This window comes from Stenotrophomonas sp. YJH_SMC_135 (assembly GCF_059372355.1).
Genome location: NZ_JCAFVN010000002.1, coordinates 534,463 through 561,232, shown reverse-complemented (window position 1 = coordinate 561,232; position 26,770 = coordinate 534,463). Strand labels below are relative to the sequence as shown.

At 67.8% G+C, this 26,770-nt stretch carries 22 protein-coding genes; 14 read left to right on the top strand and 8 right to left on the bottom strand.

Translation table 11 applies throughout. The features are described 5' to 3' along the window. Nucleotides 1-199: 199 nt before the first annotated feature. The 4 genes from AC5P98_RS09155 (at nucleotide 200) to AC5P98_RS09140 (ending at nucleotide 6,031) form a co-directional block, all read left to right on the top strand. Nucleotides 200-1,339: an OprO/OprP family phosphate-selective porin gene (locus AC5P98_RS09155; RefSeq protein WP_032956563.1), complete on the top strand. Its 1,140-nt coding sequence runs from the start codon at nucleotides 200-202 to the stop codon at nucleotides 1,337-1,339. Between the two features lie 73 nt (nucleotides 1,340-1,412). Further along, a complete protein-coding gene (locus AC5P98_RS09150; protein ID WP_005419191.1) occupies nucleotides 1,413-2,741 on the top strand; it encodes a CitMHS family transporter in 1,329 nt (442 codons plus the stop codon). 24 nt (nucleotides 2,742-2,765) lie between these two features. Next, the gene (gene phbB, locus AC5P98_RS09145) at nucleotides 2,766-3,506 is read left to right on the top strand and encodes an acetoacetyl-CoA reductase (protein ID WP_005419193.1); all 741 of its coding nucleotides are present in this window, start codon (nucleotides 2,766-2,768) and stop codon (nucleotides 3,504-3,506) included. Between the two features lie 227 nt (nucleotides 3,507-3,733). Continuing rightward, nucleotides 3,734-6,031, top strand: a complete 2,298-nt coding sequence (locus AC5P98_RS09140) for a TonB-dependent receptor (protein WP_049405083.1) — start codon at nucleotides 3,734-3,736, stop codon at nucleotides 6,029-6,031. A gap of 340 nt (nucleotides 6,032-6,371) precedes the next feature. Here the strand turns inward: AC5P98_RS09140 and AC5P98_RS09135 are convergent, their stop codons facing one another. Both AC5P98_RS09135 and rsgA read right to left on the bottom strand, forming a co-directional pair. Continuing rightward, nucleotides 6,372-7,625 carry a flavohemoglobin expression-modulating QEGLA motif protein gene (locus tag AC5P98_RS09135; RefSeq protein ID WP_049406577.1) on the bottom strand — a complete coding sequence of 418 codons (1,254 nt, stop codon included), beginning with the start codon at nucleotides 7,623-7,625 and terminating at the stop codon, nucleotides 6,372-6,374. Nucleotides 7,626-7,835: 210 nt separating this feature from the next. After that, nucleotides 7,836-8,945 (bottom strand): ribosome small subunit-dependent GTPase A, encoded by a 1,110-nt coding sequence (gene rsgA, locus AC5P98_RS09130; RefSeq protein ID WP_495230012.1) that lies wholly within the window; start codon nucleotides 8,943-8,945, stop codon nucleotides 7,836-7,838. Between the two features lie 114 nt (nucleotides 8,946-9,059). Between rsgA and AC5P98_RS09125 the strand changes: the two genes are divergently transcribed. Genes AC5P98_RS09125 through AC5P98_RS09115 form a run of 3 tightly spaced genes read left to right on the top strand, consistent with a single transcriptional unit; the run spans nucleotide 9,060 to nucleotide 11,679 of the window. Further along, a complete protein-coding gene (locus tag AC5P98_RS09125; protein WP_032956570.1) occupies nucleotides 9,060-10,334 on the top strand; it encodes a pyridoxal phosphate-dependent aminotransferase in 1,275 nt (424 codons plus the stop codon). A gap of 3 nt (nucleotides 10,335-10,337) precedes the next feature. Further along, nucleotides 10,338-10,955: an SGNH/GDSL hydrolase family protein gene (locus AC5P98_RS09120; RefSeq protein ID WP_032956572.1), complete on the top strand. Its 618-nt coding sequence runs from the start codon at nucleotides 10,338-10,340 to the stop codon at nucleotides 10,953-10,955. Between the two features lie 4 nt (nucleotides 10,956-10,959). Continuing rightward, on the top strand, nucleotides 10,960-11,679 hold the full coding sequence (locus AC5P98_RS09115) for a class I SAM-dependent methyltransferase (RefSeq protein WP_046432455.1): 720 nt from the start codon (nucleotides 10,960-10,962) through the stop codon (nucleotides 11,677-11,679). Nucleotides 11,680-11,779: 100 nt separating this feature from the next. On the opposite strand, the gene AC5P98_RS09110 is transcribed toward AC5P98_RS09115, so the two are convergent. Continuing rightward, nucleotides 11,780-12,559 (bottom strand): polysaccharide deacetylase family protein, encoded by a 780-nt coding sequence (locus tag AC5P98_RS09110; RefSeq protein ID WP_032956574.1) that lies wholly within the window; start codon nucleotides 12,557-12,559, stop codon nucleotides 11,780-11,782. Between the two features lie 59 nt (nucleotides 12,560-12,618). On the opposite strand from AC5P98_RS09110, the gene grxD reads away from it, so the two are divergent. Beyond that, nucleotides 12,619-13,545, top strand: a complete 927-nt coding sequence (gene grxD, locus AC5P98_RS09105; protein WP_032956577.1) for a Grx4 family monothiol glutaredoxin — start codon at nucleotides 12,619-12,621, stop codon at nucleotides 13,543-13,545. Between the two features lie 119 nt (nucleotides 13,546-13,664). Here grxD and AC5P98_RS09100 read toward each other — a convergent pair whose 3' ends face one another. From AC5P98_RS09100 to AC5P98_RS09090, 3 genes are all read right to left on the bottom strand, one after another. Further along, nucleotides 13,665-14,204 carry a DUF924 family protein gene (locus tag AC5P98_RS09100; protein ID WP_014648372.1) on the bottom strand — a complete coding sequence of 180 codons (540 nt, stop codon included), beginning with the start codon at nucleotides 14,202-14,204 and terminating at the stop codon, nucleotides 13,665-13,667. A gap of 43 nt (nucleotides 14,205-14,247) precedes the next feature. After that, entirely contained in the window at nucleotides 14,248-15,024 is a 777-nt protein-coding gene (locus AC5P98_RS09095) for an AMP nucleosidase (protein ID WP_005419211.1), read from the bottom strand. Nucleotides 15,025-15,141: 117 nt separating this feature from the next. Beyond that, nucleotides 15,142-18,528 (bottom strand): autotransporter domain-containing protein, encoded by a 3,387-nt coding sequence (locus AC5P98_RS09090; protein ID WP_049405625.1) that lies wholly within the window; start codon nucleotides 18,526-18,528, stop codon nucleotides 15,142-15,144. Between the two features lie 255 nt (nucleotides 18,529-18,783). Here AC5P98_RS09090 and AC5P98_RS09085 point away from each other — a divergent pair, with 255 nt between their 5' ends. The 6 genes from AC5P98_RS09085 to AC5P98_RS09060 all read left to right on the top strand — a co-directional run bounded on the left by AC5P98_RS09085 (nucleotide 18,784) and on the right by AC5P98_RS09060 (nucleotide 24,129). Next, nucleotides 18,784-20,193, top strand: a complete 1,410-nt coding sequence (locus AC5P98_RS09085; protein WP_049405624.1) for an amidohydrolase — start codon at nucleotides 18,784-18,786, stop codon at nucleotides 20,191-20,193. After that, nucleotides 20,193-21,455: an amidohydrolase family protein gene (locus AC5P98_RS09080; RefSeq protein WP_053495765.1), complete on the top strand. Its 1,263-nt coding sequence runs from the start codon at nucleotides 20,193-20,195 to the stop codon at nucleotides 21,453-21,455. The genes AC5P98_RS09085 and AC5P98_RS09080 overlap by 1 nt, the downstream gene beginning before the upstream one ends. A 20-nt stretch (nucleotides 21,456-21,475) precedes the next feature. Further along, complete coding sequence (locus tag AC5P98_RS09075) at nucleotides 21,476-22,108, top strand: 2-hydroxychromene-2-carboxylate isomerase (RefSeq protein ID WP_032956588.1); 633 nt, start codon at nucleotides 21,476-21,478, stop codon at nucleotides 22,106-22,108. A gap of 95 nt (nucleotides 22,109-22,203) precedes the next feature. Continuing rightward, the gene (locus AC5P98_RS09070) at nucleotides 22,204-23,145 is read left to right on the top strand and encodes a DegV family protein (protein ID WP_032956590.1); all 942 of its coding nucleotides are present in this window, start codon (nucleotides 22,204-22,206) and stop codon (nucleotides 23,143-23,145) included. A gap of 77 nt (nucleotides 23,146-23,222) precedes the next feature. Further along, a complete protein-coding gene (locus AC5P98_RS09065; protein ID WP_005410998.1) occupies nucleotides 23,223-23,561 on the top strand; it encodes a hypothetical protein in 339 nt (112 codons plus the stop codon). A 94-nt stretch (nucleotides 23,562-23,655) separates the two neighbouring features. Further along, nucleotides 23,656-24,129, top strand: a complete 474-nt coding sequence (locus AC5P98_RS09060) for a DUF3916 domain-containing protein (protein WP_080354568.1) — start codon at nucleotides 23,656-23,658, stop codon at nucleotides 24,127-24,129. A gap of 144 nt (nucleotides 24,130-24,273) precedes the next feature. On the opposite strand, the gene AC5P98_RS09055 is transcribed toward AC5P98_RS09060, so the two are convergent. Both AC5P98_RS09055 and AC5P98_RS09050 read right to left on the bottom strand, forming a co-directional pair. Continuing rightward, nucleotides 24,274-25,686, bottom strand: coding sequence for an efflux transporter outer membrane subunit (locus tag AC5P98_RS09055; RefSeq protein WP_049408790.1), 1,413 nt, complete (start codon nucleotides 25,684-25,686; stop codon nucleotides 24,274-24,276). Beyond that, nucleotides 25,683-26,765 (bottom strand): HlyD family secretion protein, encoded by a 1,083-nt coding sequence (locus AC5P98_RS09050; RefSeq protein WP_049408789.1) that lies wholly within the window; start codon nucleotides 26,763-26,765, stop codon nucleotides 25,683-25,685. The genes AC5P98_RS09055 and AC5P98_RS09050 overlap by 4 nt, the downstream gene beginning before the upstream one ends. Between the last annotated feature and the right edge of the window lie 5 nt (nucleotides 26,766-26,770).

The following is a 26,770-nucleotide window of genomic DNA, read 5'->3' as shown; positions in this document are numbered from 1 at the left end:
CGCTGGGCTCGCCGGGCGCGGCACGGCGAGCCCAGCGGCCTGCTTTTCGCTGCACCGCACAATCCGTTGACAGGACGATGACAGCTTGCCCGACCCAGACTGCGGCCGCGCACCGTCCGGTGCCCACGATTGCCGCGCGCCTGGCGCGCACCTGGGAGGGTTTGTGGAATTCACGTTTGCCTGGCGGCGTCCTGCCGCCATGATGGCGCTGGCTGTCCTGTCGGTGCCGGCCTTCGCCGCCGAAGACGACCGTCCGGTCACCGCCACCCTGGGGGGCCGCCTGCACCTGGACTTCGCCACCTTCGACAACGACAACCGCGGAACGCCGAACAAGGATGACACCGAGATCCGCCGTGCGTGGGTTGACGTGTCCGGCAAGTTCTTCGTCGTCGACTACAAGCTGGAAGCCGATTTCTCCGGCGACCGCGTCGAGGCCAAGGACGTGTACCTGGCACGCAGCTTCGGCAAGGCCGGCAAGCTGACCGTGGGCCAGTTCAAGCAGTACTTCTCGCTGGATGACCGTACCAGCTCCAACTACGGCAGCTTCCTGGAGCGCGGCAACGCCGGCACCACCCTGGCGCCGCTGTACCGCCTGGGTGCGTCCTGGCAGGCCAACCCCGGTGACTTCACCTGGGCGGCCAGCCTCTACAGCCTGGAGAGCATCGACGCCTGGCAGGTGAAGGGGCGCGCTGCCGGTGGCCGCGTCACCTGGGCGCCCTCGCCCAGCGATGGCGACGTGCTGCACCTGGGCCTGTCGCTGGCCCGCGAGGCCTACGACAACCCCGGCGCCAACGGCGTGCCCGGCCTGCGCATCCGCCCGCGCCCGGCCGGCCATCTGTCGGACGAGAGCCGCCTGACCCTGGTCGACTTCTCCGCCGGCCGCGATACCGACGTCAACAAGTGGTCGCTGGAATACGCGCAGGTGCGCGGCCCGCTGTCGTGGCAGGGCGAGTTCAGTGGCGCCACCTTCGACGACGGCGCGCAGCGCGGCGATGTAATGGCGGCCTACGGCATGCTCAGCTGGTTCGTCACCGGCGAAAGCCGTGCCTACGACCGCAAGACCGGTCGATTCGCGCGGGTGAAGGACATCCGGCACAAGGCCGGTGCCTTCGAAGTGGCGCTGCGCTACGACCAGATGTGGGGCGCGCAGCATCTCGACGGTGCGCCGGACCTGCGTCGCGGCAGCACCGAAGCCTGGACGCTGGGTGGCAACTGGTACCTGCGCGACAACCTGCGCTTCATGCTCAACGTGATCGAAAGCCGCAACCGTGATCGCCTGGCCGGGGTCACGGTGGACCGCACGCGCGCGGTCACCGGCCGCCTGCAGTACGACTTCTAGGCCCGACATTCCGGGCATTCCGCCCGGCCCCTTCCACTCCCCACGTCCTGTTTTCGCAAGGAGTCCGCAGATGATGCTGAGCATCCTCGGCTTTGGCATGGTCATTACGTTCATGTACTTGATCATGAGCAAGCGCCTGTCGCCGCTCGTCGCCCTGATCACCATTCCCATCCTGTTCGCGCTGATCGGTGGCTTCGGTGCCGGCATCGACGAGATGATGCTGGAGGGCATCAAGAAGATCGCGCCGACCGGCGTGATGCTGATGTTCGCCATCCTCTACTTCGGGGTGATGATCGATGCCGGCCTGTTCGATCCACTGGTGCGGGTGATCCTGCGCTTCGTCAAGGGCGATCCGATGAAGATCGTGCTTGGCACCGCCGTGCTGGCGATGCTTATCTCGCTCGATGGTGATGGCTCGACCACCTACATGATCACCGTCTCGGCGATGCTGCCGCTGTACCAGCGGCTGGGCATGAACGCGCTGAACATGACCTGCGTGACCATCCTCGCTGGCGGCGTGATGAACCTGACCCCGTGGGGCGGCCCGACCGCACGCGCGGCCACCGCGCTGCACGTGGACCCGGCCGATGTGTTCGTGCCGTTGATCCCGTCGATGGTGATCGCCTGTGCCGGCGTGCTGCTGCTGGCCTGGTACCTGGGCCTGAAGGAACGTCGTCGCCTCGGCGTGGTGACCCTGCCCAAGGGCGGCAGCTGGATGGACAACAGCGTGTCCGATGACAGCAATCCGCTGCCGACCGTGGAAGACGCCGAGGACATCAAGCGGCCGAAGCTGCTGTGGGTGAACCTGGCCCTGACCGTGGCGCTGATGACCGCGCTGATCATCGGCGTGCTGCCGATGCCGGTGCTGTTCATGGTCGGCTTCGCCATCGCCCTGGTGATCAACTACCCGAACCTGGCCGAGCAGCGCCGCCGCGTGGTCAACCACGCCGGCAACGTGCTGTCGGTGGTGTCGCTGATCTTCGCCGCAGGCATCTTCACCGGCATCCTCAACAACACCGGCATGGTCGAAGCGATGTCGCACAGCTTCCTGGCGGTCATTCCGGAGTCGTGGGGCCCGTACCTGGCGGTGATCACCGCGGTGGCGTCGATGCCGTTCACCTTCTTCATGTCCAACGACGCGTTCTACTTCGGCGTGCTGCCGATCCTGTCCGAGGCCGCCGGCAACTACGGCATCACTCCGGTGGAAATGGCGCGCGCCTCGCTGGCTGGCCAGCCGGTGCACCTGCTCAGCCCGCTGGTGCCGTCCACCTACCTGCTGGTGGGCCTGGCCAAGGTCGAATTCGCCGACCACCAGAAGTTCACCCTGAAGTGGGCCATCGCCATCTCGATGCTGCTGATGATCGGCAGCCTGCTGTTCGGCCTGTATCCCCTCGCCGCCTGACCCTTTGCCAAGGAGCCTTCTGCAATGACGCTTCGAATCGCTTACGTCACCAGTGGAATGGGCAGTGTCGGCACTGCCATCTGCCAGAGCCTGGCCCGCAGCGGCCACACCGTGGTTGCCGGCTGCGCGCCGAACTCGCCGCGCAAGGCCAACTGGCTGCGCGAGCAGCGCGAACAGGGCTTCGACTTCATCGCCTCCGAAGGCAACGCGACCGACTGGGCCTCGACCAGCGCCGCGTTCGCCAAGGTCCGCGCCGAAGTGGGTGAGGTCGATGTACTGGTCAACAACTCCGGCGGCAGCCGCGACCTGCTGTTCCGGCAGATGACGGTGGAGGACTGGAACGCGGTGATCGCTTCCAACCTCAACGCGCTGTTCAACCTGACCAAGCAGGTGGTCGACGGCATGGCCACGCGGGGCTGGGGCCGCATCATCAACATCGGCTCGGTCAGCGCCCACAAGGGCCAGATCGGCCAGGTGAACTACGCCACCGCCAAGGCCGCGATGCATGGCTTCAGCCGTGCGCTGGCCGCCGAAGTGGCTTCGCGCGGCGTCACCGTCAACACGCTGTCTCCGGGCTACATCGCCAGCCAGGCGATCAGCAGCTTCCCGCCGGATGTACTGGACCGGCTGGCGGCCTCGGTGCCGGTGCGCCGCCTGGGTCGCCCCGAAGAAGTGGCCGGCCTGTGCGCCTGGCTGGCCTCGGATGAAGCCTCGTACGTGACCGGCGCCGACTATCCGGTCAACGGTGGCCTGTACATGGGGTAAGCCAGTCTCCACGCTGCGCGTGGACCGCCTCCCCCACGGAGTGCGCGGGGCCGGTGAACCTTTGCTTGCGAAGGGAATCCGGCCCCTTTTTCATCCGGCTGCGGGACCTGCGCGGGTGCCCTGCACCATTCGTTGGTTTTCCGTAAAGAAGGTTTCATGTTCCGTTCGCATAGTGGCCCTGCACCGCGCACGCGTGCCGGTGATCACCCCCCATGCAACGGACCACCATGCAGACCCGACACCTGACGATCGCCGTAGCGATCGCGCTCTCCGCCGCTGCCAGCGCCCATGCCGCCACCGCCGCCGATACCGGCGCCAGCACCGATGCCGCGCTGAGCGCGCAGACGCTGGATACCGTCTCCGTGATCGGCCAGGGCGAGACCCGCCAGGTGCAGCGCATCACTGCCGTGGACAAGCAGGTGCTGCCGCCGGGCACCAGTGGCCAGAAGATCCTCGATCGCCTTCCGGGCGTGTCGGTGCAGTCCAACGATGCCTTTGGCGCCAACGAGGAATCGCAGACCATCAGCCTGCGCGGCTTCGACAAGAGCCGCCTGGGCTACACGCTGGACGGCATCCCGCTGGGCGACAACAGCTACGGCAATTACAACGGCCTGAGCATCGCCCGCGCGATCATCGCCGAGAACCTGGCCGGCGCCGAACTGTCGCAGGGCATTGGTTCGCTGGGCGTGGCCTCGACCAGCAACCTGGGCGGCACCATCCAGTATTTCTCGATGGATCCGTCCACCGAATTCGGTGGCCGCGCCAGCGTCACCGTCGGCGACAACAACCAGCGCCGCGGCTACCTGCGCGTGGACACCGGCGACCTCAACGGCTTCTCGGCCTATGTGTCCGGCGTGCACCAGGACCAGGACATGTGGGCCGCGCCGTACCAGAACCAGACCACCCGCCAGTTCAATGCCAAGGCAGTGTGGAACGTTGGCGACCACCGTTTCGGTGCGTTCGTGGCGACCTCGCGCGCCAGCCAGGCCAACTATGCCTACCTGTCCAAGGACATGCTGGCACGCGGACTGGGGTATGACTGGAACATCTACGCGCCGGACTGGGATCGCGCCGTCGCCGCCGCGTACTGCGCGCCTGGCACCTACAACAAGGCGCGCTGCAAGTTCAGCGGCGGCGTCAACAGCATCGACGATGCGTACTATCAGAGCCGTGCGCTGCGCGACGACAACCTGTACTCGGTCGATGCCGACCTGCGCCTGGGCGAGCAGGGCCGCCTGAAGCTGCTGGCCTACCACCACGACAACCGTGGCCAGGGCCACTGGTGGGCACCGGGCCAGCCGTCCTACCCGGGTACCGACAGGATGCTGCCGATCTCGATCCGCAGCACCAACTACACGATCAACCGCGATGGCCTGACCGCCGCGCTGTCGTGGACGGTGGGCATCCACGAGCTGGAAGCCGGCCTGTGGTACGAGCAGAACGACCATAACGTGTCGCGCAACTTCTACTACATCAGCGGCCCGTTCCTGGACGACCTGTACCTGAAGAACCCCGACCGCTTGCTGTTCAACCAGGACTTCGACATCCGCACGCGTCAGTTCTACGTGCAGGACCGCATGCGCTTCCTGGACCAGCGCCTGACCGTGGACGTGGGCATCAAGAGCCCCAACACCCGCATGCGCGCCACCGCGCAGCCCGGCGTTGAAACCCGCATTGCGTCGGGCACACTGACCGCCAAGGAATCGGTGCTGCCGCAGGTAGGCCTGGGCTTCAAGCTCAACGCCAACAACGAGCTGTTCGCCTCCTACGCCGAGAACATCGCCGCCTTCGTCGGCGGTGGCAGCGGCGGCCCGCTGCAGGTGTCGCCGGAATCGTTCGCGGCCAGCGCCGGGCTGGAGCCGGAGAAGTCCAAGAGCCTGGAAGCCGGCTTCCGCACTTTCGGCGAGAAGTACCAGGCCTCGATCGCGGCCTACAACGTCAAGTTCGACAACCGCCTGCTGTCGCTGAACCCGTGTTCGAGCATCGAAGTCGGCACGCGCCCGGAGTGCGTGACGCGCTTCATCAACGTCGGTTCGGTGAAGAGCCATGGCGCGGAACTGACCTTCATCCTCAAGCCGATTGATGGCCTGCAGTGGTACAACGCGCTGTCCTGGAACAAGACCACCTACGAGGATGACTACACCTCGGGCGGTGCGATCGTTCCGGTGGCCGGCAAGATCACGGTGGATACGCCGCAGCGCATGGCCTCCAGCGAGATCAGCTGGAACCGCGACGGCTTCTTCGCCAGCCTGCGTGCGAAGTACACCGGCAAGCGCTACTACACCTACACCAACGACCAGTCGGTGCCGGGCGTGACCACCTTCGACGCCGGTGCGGGCTACGATTTCGGCCCGGGCCTGGGCCTGCGCAACGTGCGGGTGTCGTTGAACGCGACCAACCTGACCAACAAGCGCTACGCCGGCCAGCTGAGCTCGTTCGCACCGACCGATCCGAAGGGCACGCGCTATGCGATCCATGCGAGCGCACCGCGGCAGTTGTTCATGACGGTGGCGGCGGAGTTCTAAGTCAGAAGCGGGCGCTGCGGCGCATTGAGTGTTCCTGCATGGCGCAGGTAGGCAATTCCCAGCGCCGGCGCGGAGGCAATGGAAAGCAAGAGCAAAAGCAAAGCGCCGGGCATTGCCCGGCGCTTTGCTTTTCAAGCTTCTCAAACGCAATCCCTCTGGTGGACCTGCTGCCGCGCCCGCAGGAAATTGTCTGGAGGAGGCGGGGCACCCTGGTCAGGACCGTTGGCGCCATGGATGGCGCCATCGAGCACCATGGAGGGGCTTTTGCGTGTCCTGACCAGGGTGCCCCGCCTCCTCCCAGCCGATAGCAGGCAGGCGCAGGAGGATCCGCCAACGCATTTCATTCCGGCGCCAGCTGGTCCATCCGTATCCGGTTGGCGAACAGCGAGAACGCCAGCATGCCGGCCAGGCCGTTCGCCCGGCTCACCCAATGCGGCAGCCAGCGCGGCGGCTTCAGCACCCCCGCCTCGAACAGCGGCGCGAACGCGATCGCATCGGCCAGGCTCATCTTGCCGGCGAACAACCAGCGGCAGACCTGCAGGCGGTCCTCGGCCAGCATGTGCCGGAAGAAGGTATGCACCGATACCAGGCCGCGCAGGTACACCGTGTCCTTGGTGAACGCCAGGCCGCCACTCGGCGGCACGCCACGGAACACGCGCTGGGCCGAGGCGAAACTCTCTTCCGCGTTCTGCCCGGCATCGCAGAAATAGCGGAACACTTCGATGAAATCAGCGCCTTCGCGTGCCATCGCAATCGCGTCGGTACGCAGGCTGATGCGTTTCAGGCGCTCGATGTCGATGCTGCCGGTGATCTGCTCGGCGAAGGTCGCCAACCCTTCCTGGGTCGCCGTTACCCGTGGCGAGGACAACGCCAGGCTCGGCAGTACCGGCTGGCCGCGGCCATTCAATGCGGTCAGCGAATGCACCAGCGCTTCGTGGTGGAACAACTGCGCGCGGTCGTAGGCGCTGAAGCGCGCGCTGGTGCGCAGGCGGATGCGGGTCGGGCCGGCGGCGGCCTTGGACACCAGCTCCGGATCCAGCTGCACCTGGATGATGCGCGATTCGAAGAACGCATCCAGATCATTCTGCAGCTGCAGCTGCAGGGCGATGGCCGAGACCGGCACCTGCTCTTCCGGCGCCAGCAGTTCGTGGTCCAGTTCGGCGGCAATCTGTATGAAGTGGCGCGCCGCGTCGCGCGTGCTCGGGCCATTGCCCGGCAGCGGCTGCTCGGGGGCGCCGAACAGCTGCACCGAACAGGTATCAACGGCGGCGGTGCCCAGTCCTTCCAGCAGCTGCGCGGCCAGGTCCCAGCTCTGCGCTGACTGCCGCACGTAGTGGCCCAGCGGATGAGTGTCGTCGCAGTCGGCGGCGATCGCGGCCAGCGCGCGACGTTCTTCGCTGAAGTCCAGCCGTGGGTAATCCACCTTCGGCAGCACCGGCTGGCCGCGCGCCACGCTGTCCAGGAACGGTGCCTGCAGCGTGGCCGGCCAGCTGGTCAGGCCCAGCAGGCGGATGCCTCCCACGGCCTCGACCAGGCGCGCATCGAGCGCTGCATGGTGGGCCACGTCACGGTCCAGCGTCGCAGTCGGTTCCATGCGCGGACTATAACGCCCTGCCCCTGCTTTGGTAGGTGCCAACCTTGGTTGGCATCCGCCGACGGCGGGCTTGCCGACACACCCGTGCCAACCAAGGTTGGCACCTACCAGGCGCGGGCTGTTGGCACCCGCTCGAAGCAGGCAGTGGCGGGTTCATTGCAGGGGTCAGAGCCCATTGCGGCGCAATGGGATCCGACCCCGCGGTACCGATCAGCGCCTACGCGGCTTGCCTGCCGGGCGGAACTGCTGGCCCTTGCCCTTCTTGCCGCCGCGCTCCTGCGCGGTCTCGGCCTGGCGTACCGCCAGCTTGGCGGCAGCGGCAGCCACTTCTTCCTTCAGCTTGAAGTAGTTCAGCAACCGGCTTTCTTCGATCTCGCCCGCCTCGATCGCCGCACGCACCGCACAACCTGGTTCCTGCTGGTGCTTGCAGTCGTTGAAACGGCACTGTGCGGCCAGCGCCTCGATGTCCGCGAAGCCACCTTCGGACAGCGTCTCTTCACCGGTCGGCTTCAGCTCGCGCATGCCCGGGGTGTCGATCAGGCAGGCGCCCGTAGGCAACGGCATCAGCGCGCGGTGGGTGGTGGTATGGCGGCCACGCGAATCGTTGGCGCGCACCGCGTTGGTCTTCATCCGCTGCTCGCCAAGCAGGGTGTTGGTCAACGTGGATTTGCCGGCACCGGAGGAACCGACCAGCACCACCGTGCGGCCCGGGCCCAGCCACGGTTGCAGCACCGCCACGCTGTCGGCATCCAGGCCGTTGATCGCATGCAGCGCGATGCCCTGCATCTCCAGCTCTTCCAGCACCGCCAGCGCATCCTCGCTGTACTCGGTCTGGTCGGCCTTGGTCAGCACCACCACCGGTTCTGCACCACCACCGCCGACCAGCAGCAGGTAGCGCTCGATGCGGCGCGGATTGAAGTCGGCATCCAGGCCGCAGACGATGAACACCGTGTCGATGTTGGCCGCGATCACCTGCTGGTGGTAGTGCTCGCCGGCGGCGCCACGCTTGATCGCGGTGCGGCGTGGCAGCAGCGCGACAATGCGGATGCCGTCCAGCAGCACCCAGTCGCCCACTGCAGGCCGCTCGTGGCTGGGGAAGCGCGGGCGCTGCCATTCCAGCAGCGATTCGGCCTTGATCGACGCATCCGGGCCATCGGCCACCACGTAGTGGGTGCGGTGCTGTTCGATCACCCGCGCCGGGCGGGCCTGCGGGTGCGCGGCCATCACGGCCTGCCAGTCGGCCTGCTGCGCCGGGCCCGGCCAGGGCCAACCGATGGTCTGCAGGGCGATGAAATCGGGGGTCTGGGTCATCGCCGCCATTCTACCTGCGCCGGCGCCCTGCCAGCCCAGCAATGACAAGCCCGGCACCCCTGCCATGCACTGCAGCAATTCCGGTAGGATGGAATCCCCATGCCTTTTGACGGCCCAGCCCCCATGTCCACCATCTCGCCCAAGCCCCTGGCCATCCGCGAGCGCCTTTCCGAAGTGCGCTACGAAATCCGCGGAGAACTGGCGCGGCGAGCCCGGGAGCTGGAGGCGCAGGGCCGCAAGCTGATCAAGCTCAACATCGGCAACCCGGGCAACTTCGGTTTCCGCGCGCCCGAGCACCTGCAGCGCGCGATCGCCGATGACATGGGCCGCACCGATCCATACACCCACCAGCAGGGCCTGCCGGTCGCACGCGAAGCCATCGCGGCGTACTACGCCCGCCGGGGCGCACCGGATGCGCACCCCGACCGTGTGTTCGTCGGCAACGGCGTCAGCGAACTGATCGACCTGTCGCTGCGCGCATTGCTCAACCCGGGCGACGAAGTGCTGGTGCCCTCACCCGACTACCCGCTGTGGTCGGCCTCGACCATCCTCAACGATGGCCGCCCGGTGTACTACCGCTGCGCCGCCGAGAACGGCTTCCAGCCGGACCCGAGCGAGATCGAGACGCTGGTGTCCTCGCGCACCCGCGCCATCGTGCTGATCAACCCGAACAACCCCAGCGGCGCCAGCTACCCGCGTGAACTGCTCGAGCGCGTGGTCGAGATCGCGCGCCGCCACAACCTGCTGCTGCTGGTCGATGAGATCTACGACCAGATCCTGTACGACGATGCGGTATTCCAGCCGGTCGCGCCGCTGGCCGGCGACCACCCGTGCCTGACCTTCAGTGGCCTGAGCAAGGTGCACCGTGCCTGCGGCTGGCGCGTGGGCTGGGCTCACCTCAGCGGCGACGACGCGCGCCTGGGCGACTTCCGCGCCGCGCTGGACCTGCTCGGCGCGCTGCGCCTGTGCGCCAACGTGCCGGGCCAGTACGCCATCGAAGCCGCGGTGAACGGCCCGGACACCATCTCCGAACTGTGTACCCCGGGCGGCCGCCTGTATGAAACCCGCCGCGCGGTGATCGAAGCCTGCGAAGCCAGTGAGCACCTGTCGCTGGTCGCGCCGGCCGGTGCGCTGTACGCGTTCCCGGCCGTGGTCGGTGCCGCCGCCAAGGGCTTCGACGACCACAACTTCGCGCTGGACCTGATGAACAATGAAGGCGTGCTGGTGGTACCGGGTTCCAGCTTCAACGTGCCCTACCGCCATCATTTCCGCGTGACCCTGCTGCCGGAAGCCTCGGTGATGCGCGATGTGTTCGCCCGCATCGACCGCGTGCTGGCCCGCCGTGCCGAGGACGCGACCAAGGTCGTACCGTTGAAGCCGCGCCGTTCGGTGGCCTGAGCCGTGGCGCTGTCCTACCTGGCGCTGGGCGACTCGTACACCATCGGAGAAGCCGTTGCCGTTGAAGGCCGCTGGCCACACCAGCTGGCCGCCGCCCTGCGTGCGCAGGATGTGGCACTGGCCGACCCGCAGACCATCGCCACCACCGGCTGGACCACCGACGAGCTGGACGCCGGCATCGATGCGGCGGCACCGCAGGGCCCGTTCGATTTCGTCAGCCTGCTGATCGGCGTCAACAACCAGTACCGCGGCCGCCCGCTGGACGAGTACCGCGTGCAGTTCCACGCCCTGCTGCAGCGGGCGATCGGCTTTGCCGGTGGCCGCCCCGGGCGTGTGCTGGTGCTGTCCTTCCCCGACTGGGGTGCAACCCCGTTCGGTATCGGCAGCGGCCGTGACCTGGCCGCGATCGAGATCGAGACCGACGAATTCAACGCGGCCGCTGAAGTGATCTGCACCCAGCAGGGCGTGGCCTTCGTCGACATCACCGACATCAGCCGTGACCACGGTGGCGACCCGGCGATGATCGCCGACGACGGCCTGCACCCTTCAGCACGGATGTACGCGCTGTGGAGCGCGCGCGCGCTGCCGGTCGCCGCCCACCTGCTCGGCGGAACGGACTGACCCGATGGATGGCACGCCACGGAACGGCCCGCCCCTGCCCTGCACACCCTTGAGCGCCGCGCAGGCCCGCGCGATCGCCGAGGCATTCCGCCCCGCACACGCCTGGGCCAGCCGCCGCGACTACTACTACACCCGCAGCAAGCTGGGCAGCGACCCGCTGTATGACGGCGTGCTGCAGCACCTGCCTGGCGACGGGCAACCCGTGCTGGACCTGGGCTGCGGGCTGGGCCTGTTCGCCCACGTGCTGCGCCAGCGCGGTGGCTCCCAGCCCTACCGGGGCGTGGACGTGGATGCCGGCAAGATCGCCCGCGCCCAGCGTGCCGCCACCGGCCTGCCCGCTGTGCGCTTCGACTGCCTGGACGTGCAGGCGCCGCTGCCGGCGCAGGCCGGGCATGTGCTGCTGCTGGATGTGCTGCAGTACCTGGACGCGGGCCCACAGCAGGCACTGCTGCGTGAGGCCAGTATGCGGGTCGCTCCCGGCGGCCGCCTGCTGCTGCGCACGCCACTGGCCACCGGCGATGGCCGCGACCGCACCACGCGGGTGGCGGACCGGCTGGCCTGGCTGGTCGGCTGGATGGGCACGCGGCCGCGCCACTACCCCGACCCGCAGGTGCTGCAGGCGACACTGGCCGAGGCCGGATTGAAAGTGACGGCCCCGCGCCCCCTGCACGGGCGCACGCCGTTCAACAGCTGGTTGCTGGTGGCCGAACGCCCCGCGTTGTAGCGCCGAGTGCAGCATGTGCCGGCGCTACGCTACAGGATGATCGGCAACCCCTGTAGCGCCGAGCCCATGCTCGGCTGCTCTACACCACCAGGGCCCGGCGTTACGGAACCGGCAGCCGCGCCTTCAGCCCCCGCTCGTCCAGCGCCTGCAGCACGCGTTCGATGATCGCCAGGTTGTGGCCGTGGGCGGCCCCCTCATGCAGCAGCACGATGGCGCCCGGGCGCAGGTCCGGCAGCAGCCGCGACAGCACGCCCTCCGGCGTGCAGCCGACACCGTCGTAGCCACGGGCGCTCCAGCCCACGCGCACCAGTCCCAGCGCCTTCAGCACCGGCGCCACGAACGGATTGGTCATGCCCACCACCGAACGGTACCAGCGCACCGGGCGGCCGCTTACCGCCTGCAGCGCATGCTGGCAGCCCTCGATCTCGGCACGCATCGCTGCCGGGCCCAGCCGCCAGAAGCGCGCCTGCGGATGGCTGTGGCTGTGGTTGCCCAGGTCGTGGCCGCGGCGCAGGATCTCCTGCACCAGCTCCGGCTGTGCCAGCGCACGCTCGCCCACCAGGAAGAAGGTGGCGCGGGCCTGGTAGCGGTCCAGCAGGTCGAGCACCGCACGGGTCTCCGGGCCGGGACCGTCATCGATGGTCAACCAGACGCTGTTTCCGGCCTCTCCCATCCGGCTCAGCACCGGCGCGTAGAAGCGGCTGTTGGGCAGGAATACCGGCACCAGGAACAGTGCGTGGCTGGCCACCATCACGGGCAGCCCCCAGTGCCAGCCGGCCAGGGCCCAGACCAGGATCACGGCCAGCTGCGACGCCACCAGCCAGGGCAGCCAGCGCCAGGGCCGGGTCGGGATGCGATGCAATGTTCCTGCGTTGCTCATCCCCCATGATGCCATGAGGGGTAGAATTGATGATTCGAATTCCCGGAACCCCGACGTCCATGTCCCTCGATCCCGCCCTGCGTTCGCGCATCGAATCCATCCTCAACGCCAACCGCGTCGTGCTGTTCATGAAGGGCCAGCCGTCGATGCCGCAGTGCGGTTTCTCGGCCAAGGCCGTGGGCGCCCTGCAGGACCTCGGTGTCGAGTTCGCCCACGTCAACGTGCTGGCCGACCAGGAAATCCGTGAAGGCATCAAGGCCTATGGCGACTGGCCGACCATTCCGCAGCTGTACATCGACGGCGAACTGGTCGGCGGCAGCGACATCGTGCTGCAGATGGCTGCCAGCGGCGAGCTGAGCAGCGTGCTGGGCCTGGCCGCGCCGGACCGTACCCCGCCGAGCATCACCGTCACCCCGGCGGCCGTGGAAATGCTCAAGGGCGCGCTGGCCGATGCCCCGGGCGCTGCCCTGCAGCTGTCCATCGACGCCGGTTTCCAGCCGAACTTCCAGCTGGCCCCGCACGACGAAGGCGCCATCGCCGCCGAGTCCAACGGCCTGCGCGTGCAGTTCGACCTGGCCAGCGCCCGTCGCGCCAACGGCATCACCATCGACTGGGTGGACGACATCCGCGGCAAGGGCCTGGCCATCGACAACCCGAATGCGCCCAAGCCGGTGCAGGAAATCAGCGTGCGCGATGCCGACGACCTGGTGCGTGCCGGCAACATCACCCTGGTGGACGTGCGCCCGGCCGACGAGCGTGAAATCGCCGCCGTGGGCGTGCCGTTCAAGACCTTCGACGGCAACGGTCGCGCCGCGCTGGAAGCCCTGCCCAAGGACACCGCGCTGGCCTTCATGTGCCACCACGGTGGCCGCAGCGCGCAGGCCGCCGAGCAGTTCCGCGCCCTGGGCTTCACCAAGGTGTTCAACGTCACCGGCGGCATCAACGCCTGGTCGGAAGACGTCGACAACGGCGTGCCGAAGTACTGATTGAAGGCCCGGGGTCAGAGCCCTTTCCTGCGGAAAGGCGATCTGACCCCTAAAAAGGGGACGGAGGGGATTAAGTCGTTTGTGGCAAAAACGACTTAATCCCCTCCGTCCCCTTTTTCTTAGCCGGCGAAACCGCCTTCGGCCAGGTAGTCCAGTTCTTCCGGTGAGGGAATGCGACCCAGCACGGCGTTGCGGTGGGGGAAGCGACCGAAGCGGCGGATGATGTCGCGGTGCAGCTCGGCGTACTGCAGGTATTCCTTGTCGCCCAGCACGTCGAACATCGCCACCGAGCGGTCCTGGTCCAGCGGATCCTCGGAGTGCTCGAACGGCAGGTAGATGAAGGCGCGCAGCTTGGGCACCAGCTGCAGGTCCAGGCCTTCCTCGATGGCGCGCATGGCGTAGTGCCGGGCCAGGCCATCGGTGGCGTAGGAATGGGCGCTACCGCGGAAGCAGTTGCGCGGGAACTGGTCCAGCAGCAGCATCAGCGCCAGTGCGCCCTCGGCACTGCCCAGCCAGTGTTCGCGCGCGCGCGAGGCGGCTGCGAAATGCTCATCCAGGAACAACTGGCGGAACTGCGCGTCGAACGCATCATCGCGGGCGAACCACTTCGCAGGGCCCGCCTCTTTCCAGAATTCCACCACGTGCGCGGCAACGTCCATCACCTACTCCCCAGGGCCGGCGCGCCGCGCCAGGCCATCATCATCATTCGTCGAAGCGCAGGTGGCGGACCGACTTGCCGTTGCGCCGGATAAGCTTAAGCGCCTCGATACCGATCTGGATATGGTTTTCCACGAACTGGGAGCTGACCTTGGCATCGGAGGCCTCGGTCTTGACCCCATCGGGGATCATCGGCTGGTCCGACACCAACAGCAGTGCGCCGCTGGGAATGTGGTTGGCGAAGCCAGCGGCGAACACGGTGGCGGTTTCCATGTCGATGGCCATGCAGCGCATCGCCCGCAGCCGCTCCTTGAACGCCTCGTCGTGCTCCCAGACCCGGCGGTTGGTGGTGTAGACGGTACCGGTCCAGTAGTCGTGGCCGAGATCACGGATCATGGTCGAGACCGCACGCTGCAGCGCGAACGCCGGCAAGGCCGGCACTTCCGGCGGCAGGTAGTCGCCCGAAGTGCCCTCACCGCGGATCGCTGCGATCGGCAGCACCAGGTCACCCAGCTGGTTCTTGCGCTTCAGGCCACCGCACTTGCCCAGGAACAGCACCGCCTTGGGCATCACCGCCGACAGCAGGTCCATGATGATCGCGGCATTGGGGCTGCCCATGCCGAAGTTGATCATGGTGATGCCATCAATGGTGGCGCTGGCCATCGGCCGGTCCAGGCCGATGACCGGGGCGCCGGTCAGCGCGGAGAAGGTGTGCAGGTAGCCGCCGAAATTGGTCAGCAGGATATGCTGGCCGAACTGGTCCAGCGGAACGCCGGTATAACGCGGCAGCCAGTTGTCGACGATTTCCTGTTTGCTCTTCATGCCCGGTCCGGTTCTGCAGGGGCGCCATTGTAGGCAACGCTGCGCCTGCCCTGCCACACAAAGAGAAGGGGCGGCCCAACGGCCGCCCCTCCTGGTTTCCCTGCGGGAGCCGGTGGCTCAGAAACGCACCGACCAGCGCAGGTTGGCACCGTGGTCGCGGCTTTCGTCGCCGAACTGGCCGCTGTAGCCCAGTTCCAGCTGCTGCTTGGCGGTCAGCCAGGCCGAGAGGCCCAGTTCGGCCACCACCGCGCTGTCGGCGATGGGTGCACCGTTGACCACGAAGCTGTCACCGCCGGTGGCAAAGCCCAGGCGGGCCGACGGGTTGCGGTCGCCGCTGGCGTGGCGGTACGCCACCGCGCCGCGCACGTGCAACCAGCTGTCCTGCTGGAACGAGGCCTTCAGGCCCTTGTCGAAGCGCACGCCGGCCGTGGCCAGGGTGGTGCGCACGTCGTCCACCGAACCCTGCAGGGCCGCAGCACCGCCACGCTCGTTCACGTGCTTGGTGTCCACTTCCACGCGGGCCACCTGCACGTACGGCTCCAGGCCGGCCTCGCGGCCACCGAAGCGGTAGGCCGCTTCGATGAAGGCCTGGCGGGTACGCGCGTCGTAGCGGGCGCTCAGGGTGTCGCTGTAACGGGCGAACGCCAGCTCACGGGTACTGTCCACATCGTGTTCGCTCCATGCCAGGCCGCCACGCAGGCCGAAACCGCCCCAGTTGTGGCTGGCGTAGGCGCCGAAGTGGGTGTTGTCCACCTTCGACCTCGCACGGCGGCCTTCGCCCTGCTTCACGTCGGTGCGGCCGGTACCGGCCAGCACGCCCACCTGCCAGCCGCCGAACTCGCGGTCGGCACCGACCAGCAGGCCGTTGCTGTTGGCTTCGGTGCGGGCGGTGTTGGTGTTGCCGTCCAGCGTGGTGCTGCCGGCCAGGGCCTGCACCCACACACCGCTGGCGTCGCCGCCTTCGGCACCCGGTGCAGCGGCACCGGCACGGCGGGCCAGCGCGGCATCACGCACGTAGCGGCTGCCTTCCAGCAGGGCCGCGCTGGTGGCGGCATGCAGTTCGCCGCTGAGGCTGTCCAGTGCGCTGCCCACCTGTTCCGGGAACAGCATGGTCAGCGGACGCGGCAGGCCCTGGTTGACCGCCAGACCGTCGACCACGGTGGCCACGGCCAACTGGTTGGCGGTGGTGGCCGCGGTAGCCAGCGCGTTGCCGCGGGTCACTTCAATGCGCGCGCCGGCGGCGGAGTAGGCCAGGCCGAACTGCAGGAAGGGCGAGAAGGCGCTGAAATCGGTGCTGGCGAACCGACCGTTCACGCCGCCGTCGGCCTGGATGAAGTTGAACTGCTCGCCCAGGTAGTAGGTGCCCGGTTCCGGCAGCGCCACCAGGGTGCCGCCCAGGGTGGCGGTGCCGGTCACGTGCAGCTGGTCGCTGCGGCTGCCCGGGGCCACCTCGGCCTGGTACACGCCAGTGGCGGTCTGCACATAGTCACCGTTGATGGTGAGCGTGCCGATGGAGTTGCCCGGAGCGATGATGCCGGCCACGGTGGTGTTTCCCAGCTGGCCCACGCCCTTCAGCGTGCCCTTTTCACCCACGAAGGTGCTGCCGCCGGTCTGCACGCCGTTGAAGGACACCACGCCGCCGGTGACGGTCAGGTCCGAGCCGTCCAGCACACCGGTGGCGGTGATGCGGCTGCTGCCGCCCAGGCTGTTCAGCGCTGTGTTCTGCAGGGTGCCGTTCAGCAGGAAGGTTCCGCCGGTCACGTCCACGGCGCTGGTCAGCGTGTTCACGCCGTCCAGTTCCAGCACGCCTTCGCGCACCACCGCGCCGTTGAAGCTGTTGTCGCCGCTCAGGCGCAGCCAGCCGATGCCGCTCTTGGTCAGTTTGCCCGGGCCGCCGATGTCATTGGTCCAGTCGTCCCATGCATCACCTTCCCACACCTTCAGGCCGCCGGCCTTCTGGTTCATCACCACTTCGGTGTCCACGCGCAGCGAGCCGTAGCCTTCGACGGCCGCAGCCAGGTTCATCAGGCCCCAGCCGTAGACATCGTCCACGCCTGCAGCACCCAGGTCGGTGGCGGTGGTCAGCAGCACGTCGCGCACCTGCGCGCTGTCCAGGTACGGGAAGCGCTCGAACAGCAGGCCCAGCGCGCCGGTGACGTGCGGGGCGGCCATGGACGTGCCGCTCAGTTCCTCGTAATCGGACGACGGGGTCTGGCTGATGATGTCCACCACCAGGTTGCCATTGTCATCGTAGAAATCACCTTCGATCACCGAATCGGGACCGTACACGGTCGAGTTGATGTTCGAGCCGGGCGCGGCGAGGCACCAGTTCGCCGCCAGGCCACAGCGCATCGAGCGGTTGCTCAGCTCCAGGTCCTGATTGACGTTGACCACGGCCAGCCAGTACGGCTCGACGTCGGCGACGGCGCGCGGCAGCGAGGCATACATGCCGGCAATCGGCGCTTCTTCCGGCGAAGTGTTGGGCGAATCGGTGTTGCCAGCGGCCCATACCTGGATCAGGCCGCTGCTGCGCGAACCTTCGGCCATCGCAGCCAGACTGGCGGCGAACACCGGGTGCGACTGGTACATGTCCAGGTCTTCCGCTGTGGTCGGCTCGTTGGCCAGGCCCCAGCTGTGGTTGATGGCGCGCACACCCTGCTCGTTCATCTGCGCATACAGCTGCGGGTAGATCGAATCGTCGGCCTGGATCGCGGCGATGGTCTGTTCGTCCAGATACAGGGAACCGCCGATATTCACCACCGACAGGTAGGTGGCGCTGTTGGAGAACAGGCGGGCCACGCTCAGGTCGGCGCCGAAGGCAACACCGTGGGTGCCGTGGCCATCACGGTTGGCGGCGATGGTGCCCGACACGTGGGTACCGTGCACGTTGTAGCTCAGGCCTTCGTAGAAGCCATTGCGCTCCAGCAGATCGGCATAGTCCGGGTCGAGCAGCTGGTAGGACACGGCCACCTGGCCACCGTCGCTGGCGAAGCAGGCGTCCGGGCCACTCAGCACTTCGCGCGCGCACAGGCTGCCATCGGCCAGCACGTCGGCCAGATGGATGCTGCGGTGGTCCTTGCCGGCGAACTCGTCGTGGTCCAGGCCGGTGCCGCTGTCGAACACGCCCAGGCGGATGCCGGTGCCGGTCAGGCCGCGTGCGTAGGCCACATCGGCGTTGATCGCCTGCAGGCCCCAGTCGCTGTTGAATTCGGTGGTACGCCAGCTGGCGGCATCACCCGGCTTGCCCATGATGGGTTCCGGATCGACTTCCACATCGGCGGCGGCGACGGCCAGCGACGGCGAAGCGGTGAGGACCGGTGCGGCAAACGCGGCCTGCAGGCTGCGCTGGAACTGGTAACGCGACAAGGCGTCTGCGTTGCTGTCCTGGGCCAGCGCCGGCAGAGCGGCGGCCATCAGCAGCGAGCCAACAATGGCCGAGGCCAGGGGTGAGGGGAGGATCGAGCGGCGGGAAGCGGTGGAGCGATACGACGGGAAGACAATCATCTGCAGTTACGTCCTTGATTCCTTGAAATATTTCAGGTGCAGCTCCGTCATGGAGCAATGGAAAGCACACCTCACGGCGGGTCAGCGCTCGCTGTCCCACCGGTTGGTAGCGGCAGGTGTCACAAAAAATTAATGCTTCGTTCAGAATTTTTGTATAGGAAAATCCCCACCCCTGCCCCTGCCCAAGGTCACTTGGCAAGTGGTATCGACGACGGATAGCGTCGGCGGATTCACGCGTGGGTTGGGGATCTCTGCATGGCATCGATGGTGTTGCGCGCCGCTCTTGGGATGGCGCTGGTTTCGTTGAGCACGGCACCGGCGGTGGGCGCCTCGCGCTTCGTCGCCGATCCCTACCCCAGCACCTACCAGGCGCATCCCGATGCGCCGGTGCTGATCCAGAACGCCACCGTGCTGACCGGCACCGGCCAGCGCCTGGACAACGCCGACGTGCTGCTGCGCGAGGGCCGCATCGTCGCCGTGGGCCGCCAGCTGCAGGCCGATGCCGGGGTCACCCGCATCGATGCGCGGGGCAAGTGGGTCACCCCGGGCCTGATCGACGTGCACTCGCACCTGGGCGTGTACCCCAGCCCGGGCGTCGGCGCGCACAGCGACGGCAACGAGATGACCGCACCGGTCACCGCCAATGTCTGGGCCGAGCACTCGGTGTGGCCGCAGGACCCGGGCTTCGCTACAGCCCTGGCCGGAGGCGTGACCAGCATGCAGGTGCTGCCTGGCTCGGCCAACCTGGTCGGTGGCCGTGGCGTGACCCTGAAGAACGTGCCGGCCATCACCTACCAGGCCATGAAATTCCCGGGTGCTCCGTGGGGGCTGAAAATGGCCTGCGGCGAGAACCCGAAACGGGTTTACGGCGAAGGCAAGAACGTCGCCCCAGCCACGCGGATGGGCAACGTTGCCGGCTACCGCGCCGCCTTCATCGATGCTGCCGACTACATCGCCAAGAACAAACCCAAGCCGGCCAAGCGCAAGGGCTGGTTCGGCAGCGACAAGGGCGACAGCGCCGGTGATGCCGGCGGCAAGCGCGATCTCAAGCTGGACACGCTGGCCGGCGCGATCGAAGGCGACATCCGCGTGCACATCCACTGCTACCGCGCCGACGAGATGGCCACCATGCTCGACCTGGCCAAGGAATTCGGCTTCAAGGTGGCGGCCTTCCACCACGGCGTGGAGGCCTACAAGCTGGCCGACCGGCTGGCCGCCGACGGCGTCTGCGGTGCGCTGTGGGCCGACTGGTGGGGCTTCAAGATGGAAGCCTTCGATGGCATTCCGGAGAACATCGCACTGGTCGACCGGCCGAAGAACAGCTGCGCCATCGTCCATTCCGATTCGCCCGAAGGCATCCAGCGCCTGAACCAGGAAGCGGCCAAGGTGATCGCCGCCGCGCGCCGCGCGCACATGCCGGAGATCACGCCCGAACATGCCATCACCTGGATGACGGCCAATGCCGCCAGAGCGCTGGGCATTGAAGGCCAGACCGGCACCCTGGAGGCCGGCAAGATGGCCGACGTAGTGGTGTGGAACGGCAACCCCTTCGGTTCCTACGCGCTGGCCGAACAGGTCTTCATTGACGGCCGCCGCCTGTACGACCGCAGTGCGCCGGCAGCGACGCCGCGTTCCGATTTCCAGCTCGGCCAGGAGGTGCACTGATGGGCGCGTTGAACAAGCGTCGCCGGGCTTGGCTCGGCGCTACGGTCATGGTGCTGGTCTGCCTCTCCGCAGCTGCGCAGGCGCAGGACCTGCTGGTCCGCAACGCCACCGTACATACGGCCAGCGCGCGCGGCAGCCTGCAGCACGCCGATGTACTGGTGCAGGGCGGCATCATCCGCGCAGTCGGCAACGGGCTGTCCGCACCGGCCGGGGCCAACGTCGTCGAGGCCGATGGCCGCCCGCTGACACCCGCGCTGTTCGGGGGCATCACCGAGATCGGCATCGAAGAAGTCTCCGGTGAAGCGAGCACGGTCGACAGCACGCTGAAGATCGGCGAACAACCGTTGCGCCCCGAATTCGATGTCACCCTGGCCTACAACCCGGCCTCGGTGCTGATCCCGGTGGCGCGCCTGGACGGCATCGGCTTCACCGCCCTGGGGGCCGCCACCGGTGGCGGCTTCGTCGCTGGCCAGGGCGGTGTGATGCGGCTGGACGGCAGCGCCGATCCCCTCGGGCCGCGCGCGCTGTTCCTGCGCCTGGGGTCGGCCGCAGTGGAACTGACCGGGCATTCGCGTGCGGCGCAATGGATGCTGCTGCAGCAGATGGTGGACGAGGCGCGTGGCCAGGTCGCCGCGGACTCACCGCATGCGCTGCTGACCCCGGCCGGGCGCCGCACGCTGGGCCGCTACCTGGCCGGCCAGGGCCGCATCGTGGTGGAGGTGGACCGTGCGGCGGACATCCGCCAGCTGCTGCGCTGGGCCGCCCGCGAGAAGGTGAAGATCGCCATTGCCGGTGGCAGCGAAGCCTGGCAGCTGGCACCGGAGCTGGCCGCCGCGCAGGTGCCGGTGTTCGTCGACGTGCTGTCCAACCTGCCGGCCAGCTTCGACCAGATCGGTGCAACCCTGGAAAATGCGGCACGCCTGCAACGGGCCGGCGTGGCGGTCTCGTTCGTGCAGCGTGGCGACGCCTCGCACAACGCCCGCAAGATGCGCCAGCTGGCCGGCAATGCCGTGGCCAATGGACTGCCCTGGGCCGACGGCCTGGCCGGCCTGACCCGGGTGCCGGCGCAGGCGTTCGGTGTGGCCGACCAGATCGGCAGCATCGAGCCGGGCAAGCGTGCCGACCTGGTGCTGTGGGAGGGCGACCCGCTGGACGTGGCGCACTATGCCGAACAGGTCTGGCTGGGCGGCCGGGCGATGCCGATGCGCTCGCGCCAGACCGAGCTGCGCGATCGCTACCTGCTGCGCAACGCGCAGCCCTGACCGCATTGAAGGACACCACCATGGCCACCCTGCGCTGGTATTTCGACTTCGTTTCGCCGTACTCCTACCTGCATTGGCAGAAGCTGAAGCAGCTGCCCGAGTTCCCGCGGATCCAGCCGGTGCCGATCGCCTTTGGTGCCGTGCTGCATCACCTGGGCAACCTCGGGCCGGCCGAGATTCCGGCCAAGCGCCGCTTCATCTACCGCCAGCTGCTGTGGACCGCGCAGGCCGAAGGCACACCGCTGCGGTTCCCGCCGGGCCACCCGTTCAATCCGCTGTCTGCCCTGCGCCTGTGCCTGGCCGCGGGTGGCAGCGCACAGGCGGTGGACGTGCTGTTCGACTGGATCTGGCGCGACGGCAATGCCGCCGACAGCGCCGAGGCCCTGCGCGAACCAGCCGCGCGGCTGGGGATCGAGGATGTCGCCAGCGCCATCGCGACTCCCGCGGTCAAGGAGCAGCTGCGGAGGAACACCGAGGCCGCCATTGCAACCGGCGTGTTCGGCGTGCCGACCCTGGCCATCGATGGCGAACTGTTCTGGGGCAACGACGCCCACCCACTGATGGCGGCGGTGCTGGCCGACCCGGATCTGCTGCGGCAGCCCGAATGGCAGCGCCTGGCCGAGCTTCCGGTGGCCGTGCAGCGCAGTCGCTGAACAGGGCGTGCCGCGTTTCCCTCGCGCGCCACGCCAGAATTTGAGATAGATTTCACATTTCCGAACCTACAACCGCCCTGGAGGGGGAGCCGCGGATGCGCATCGGAATCGTCGTCGACTCGGCCTGCGACCTGCCGCAGGACTTCATTGCCGAGCACAACATCGTGCTGCTGCCGATCACCGTACGGATCGGCGAAGCCGTGCTGGCCGATCATCGCGATGAGCAGGCCACCCTGAGCTTCCTGCACGCGCATGTGGCCGAACATGGCGCTGAAGCGGAAACCATCCCCTTCAGCGTCAACCAGATCCGCGACCTGTTCCTGCAGCAGCTGGTGATCGATTACGACCACGTGTTCTGCATGACCATCACCAAGACCCGCAGCCCGATCCACGACAACGCGCTGCAGGCCAGCTTCGCCATCCTCAACGATTACAAGCCGGTGCGGCAGGCAGCGGGCTACAACTCGCCGTTCGCGCTGCGCGTACTTGATACCCAGAACCTGTTCGCCGCGCAGGCCGTGACCGCGGTGGAGGCTGTCCGCCTGCGTGACAGTGGCGCCAGCGTGCAGCAGATCCGCGAACGGCTGGAAGAACTGGCCGGCAACGTGCACGGCTACATGATCACCCGCGACCTGTACTACATGCGCGCACGCGCGCGGCACAAGGGCGACCGCAGTGTCGGCCTGCTCAGCGCGGCACTGGGCAGTGCACTGGACATCAAGCCGGTGCTGCACGGCTACCGTGGCGAGACCGGGCCGGTGGCCAAGATCAAGGGCTTCGACAGCGCCGTGCAGAAGCTGTTCGCGGTGGTCGGCCAGCGCGTGCGTGCCGGGCTGATGACGCCGACGGTGTGCGTCAGCTACGGCGGCGAACTGGACGAGCTGCGCAGCCTGCCCGGCTATGCACAGATGAAAGAGGTCTGCGCCGGCCATGGCGTGACCGTGTACGAATCGGTGATGAGCCTGACCGGCATGGTCAACGTCGGCAAGGGCGCGGTCACCGTGGGATTTGCCGATGGGCCGCATCGGTTCGAATGAGCGCTGGCCACGGCAGGAATCTGCACATCGATTCCACCCCGACTGTGCCAGCCTTGCCGCACTTCAAGGAGAACTCCATGCCTGCGCAGTACCACATCAGCCTGCCCGATCCGTCCAAGGCCCGCGGCAACGACCCTGACCTGTCCTTCCATTCGCAGGGCGCCGCCGGTTTCGCCGAAGAGCTGCAGGATGCCCTGCGCAGCGGCACGCTGTTCGAACGCTGGAAGGCCAAGCAGCCCGACCCGGATGCGGTGGAACCGCAGTGGGGCGTGACCGACCCGGAGGCCACCGTGACCGGCGAGCAGAAGGACCTGCGCATCAACCTGGTCGCCACCACCCGCATCGACAGTGACGTGTTCAAGCAGCGCCTGCGCCTGCTGGCCGGCAGCCACTGGGAACTGCGCGACGTGCGTTGAGGCACCCGCCCGCCGGGCATGGCCCGGCGCTACCGTGCCCGTGTCGTGATCGACCCGGTGCCGATGACCATGCTCTGGTAGACGCCAACCTTGGTTGGCGCTTGCACAAACGGCTGCCAACCAAGGTTGGCCACTACTGACGCGCCGCCGGGCATGGCCCGGCGCTTCCGAGGGCTGCTCCGGTAGATGCCAACCCTGGCCGGCCACCACCCTGAGAATCCAGCGTGCCTGCGCCCAATCGCTCATCAGCGCCTGCGCAAATCTGATCCAGTCGCGGCCCGCTTCACAAGCTACTGTGCGGGTAACCTGCTGCATCGCCCAGCCAGGGATGTTCTCCAGCGAGATTTGCCTTTACCTGGACGAAGCGTACTTCCAGGGCCACGTCGCCTCGACAGCGGATGGCCAGGTCACCGCCATCACCTCGCGCAGTCTTTCCGCCGAATGGCAGCTCGTCCTACCCCAAGGCGTTGAGGAGCGAGGTGTGCAGGTCAGCATTCCTCCCACCGACCACGATGACGGTCTGGAACAGGAATACTGGTTTTACGGCGAGGTAGCGGACCGGCGTTGATGCGTCCACCGGGTCCACAGCACGTGGCCCGGCGCACGACGGGCTCTGGTAGACGCCACCCTTGGTTGGCGCTCCAAAAAAGCTGCCAACCAAGGTTGGCAACTACCGACGAACCGCCGGGCATGGCCCGGCGTTTCCCTATCGCTACCAGCCACCACCCAGCGCGCGGTACAGCTCCACCCGCGCGATCGCGGCGGCGGCCTGGCTGTTGGCCAGCGCGGCCTGGTTGTCCAGCGCGATGCGCTGGGTGGTCAGCACGTCCAGCATGTCGACCACGCCGGCCTGGTACTGCCGGCGCGCCGCCCCCAGTGCCGTCTCGCTCTCATCCACCGCCACGTGCAGCTGCACCGTGCGCTGCTGCTCGGCACTGTAGCCATCCATGGCGTCGTCCACCTCATGCCAGGCCTGCAACACGGTACGGCGGAACTGCAGGGCCGACTGTTGCTGCTGCAGCCTGCTCAGCGCGAGGTTCGCCTTCAGCCGCCCGCCCTGGAAGATCGGCAGGCTGATCGACGGCCCGATGCTGAAACGGTGCGCGTTCCAGCCATCCAGGTCATCCAGCTGCTTGGCCTGGAAGCCTGCGTCACCATTCAAGGTGATGCGCGGCAGGAAACTGGCCTCGGCCACGCCGATGCCGGCCGTTGCCGCATGCAGTGCCGCCTCGGCACGACGGATGTCCGGGCGACGCTCGGCCAGTTCACTCGGCAGACCCACCGCCACCGCTGGCAACGCCGGCCAGTCACGGCGTACATCCTGCAGCTGCGCGTCCAGTGCCTGCGGCGGCTGTGCCAGCAGGAACGCCAGCGCATTGCGCAGCTGCGATTCGCGATGCCGCAGCGGCGCGATGCGCGCCTGCAGCGAAGCCACCTGCGCGGCCGCGCTGGACACCTGCAGCGTGCTGGCCACGCCCTGCTTCTGGCGCGCCTCGGTCAGCCGTTTGATGTCATGCGCGATGCTGAGGTTGTCCTCGGTGATCGCCAGCAGCTGCCGCGTCGCACGCAGCTGCAGGTAATCACGCGCGGTTTCCGCCAGCAGCGCGATGCGCACGGCGTGTGCATCCTCCTCGGCCATCTGCACGCGCGCGTCGGCCGCTTCCACCTGGCGCCGCACGCGGCCCCACAGGTCCAGTTCCCAGCCCAGGCCGATACCGGCGTGGAACAGCCCGTAGTCATCACGGCCGCCGTTGCCGGACGGATCATTCAGGCCCACTTCGCTGTTGCGTGCACGCACGCCACTGGCGCTCGCGCTGACGCTGGGCAGGTGATCGGCGGCGGTGATGCCGCGCGCGGTGCGGCTCTGCTGCACGCGGTTGGCGGCCAGCTGCAGGTCCAGGTTGGCCGCCAGCACCTGGTGGGCCAGCTGCCCCAGCAGCGGATCGTCGAAGCCGGCCCACCAGGCGGCGTCCTGATCGATGGCGTTGCCGGCGACAGCCCCACCCCGCCAGTGGCCGGGCAGTTCCGCCTGCGGGCGTACGAAGTCCGGGCCCATCGCGCAGGCAGCCAGGGCCGTGCACAGGGTGGCCGCAACGAAGGTGCGGAAAACGGTAATGGCGCTCATGCGCCCTCCCCGCGCTTGTGGCCCGGTCCGTGCTGCACGCTCTGCGCACGCGCGCGGCTGCCCAGGTCAACGCTGGCTTCCACCGACATGCCGGCACGCAGCTGGTCCAGCAGCGGCTGGCCCGGCTCCAGCACGATCTTCACCGGAATGCGCTGCACCACCTTGGTGAAGTTGCCGGTGGCGTTCTCTGGTGCGACTGCAGCAAAGGTGACGCCGGTGGCTGGTGCAATGCTGTCGATGTGCCCGCGCAGCGGCGTGCCCGGGAATACGTCCACCTTCAGTTCGACCTGCTGGCCGGCCTGCATGCGGGTCATCTGCGTTTCCTGGAAGTTGGCGACCACGAAGGCGCGCTTCAGCGGGACCACCGCAGCCACCGGCGTACCCGGGGTCAGGTAGGCACCGACGCGCACTGCGCGGCGACCGACCATGCCATCGATCGGCGCGCGCAGCACGGTGTGCGACAGATCCAGTTCGGCGCGTGCCTGTGCCGCTTCTGCACGCTGCACCGCCGCCTGTGCAGCCTGCACGCCCGCGCTGAGGATGTCGGTGCGCTGGCGTGCGGTCGACAGTGCGGCCTGGCCCTGCTGCAGATGCGCACTGGCCACGGCCTGCTTCGACTGCGCCTGCTGCGCGTTCTGCACTGTACCGGCGCCATCACGGGCCAGTTCGCGGTAACGCTGCTGGTCGGCACTGGCCAGGGTCAGTTCGGAACGGCTGACATCGACGCTGGCCCTGGCCTGCGCGATCAGCGAGTCCTGCTGGGCCAGTGCGGCCTGCGCATTGGCCAGCTGTGCACGGGCATTGGCAAGGTCGGCACGCGCAGCCTGCAATGCCACCTGGTAGTCGCGGTCGTCGATGCGGGCAAGCACGTCGCCGGCCTTCACCGACTGGTTGTCCTCTACCTCCACGGCACTGACGAAGCCGGCAATCTTCGGCGCTACCAGGGTGTAGTCGGCCACCACGTACGCATTGTTGGTGGTCTGGTGACCGCCATCGCGCAGCAGCAGCCACGCGCCGATGGCCAGGGCCAGCACGCCCAGGCCCAGGCCGGTGTTGAGAGTGGTTCGATTGATCGTCATGAGGG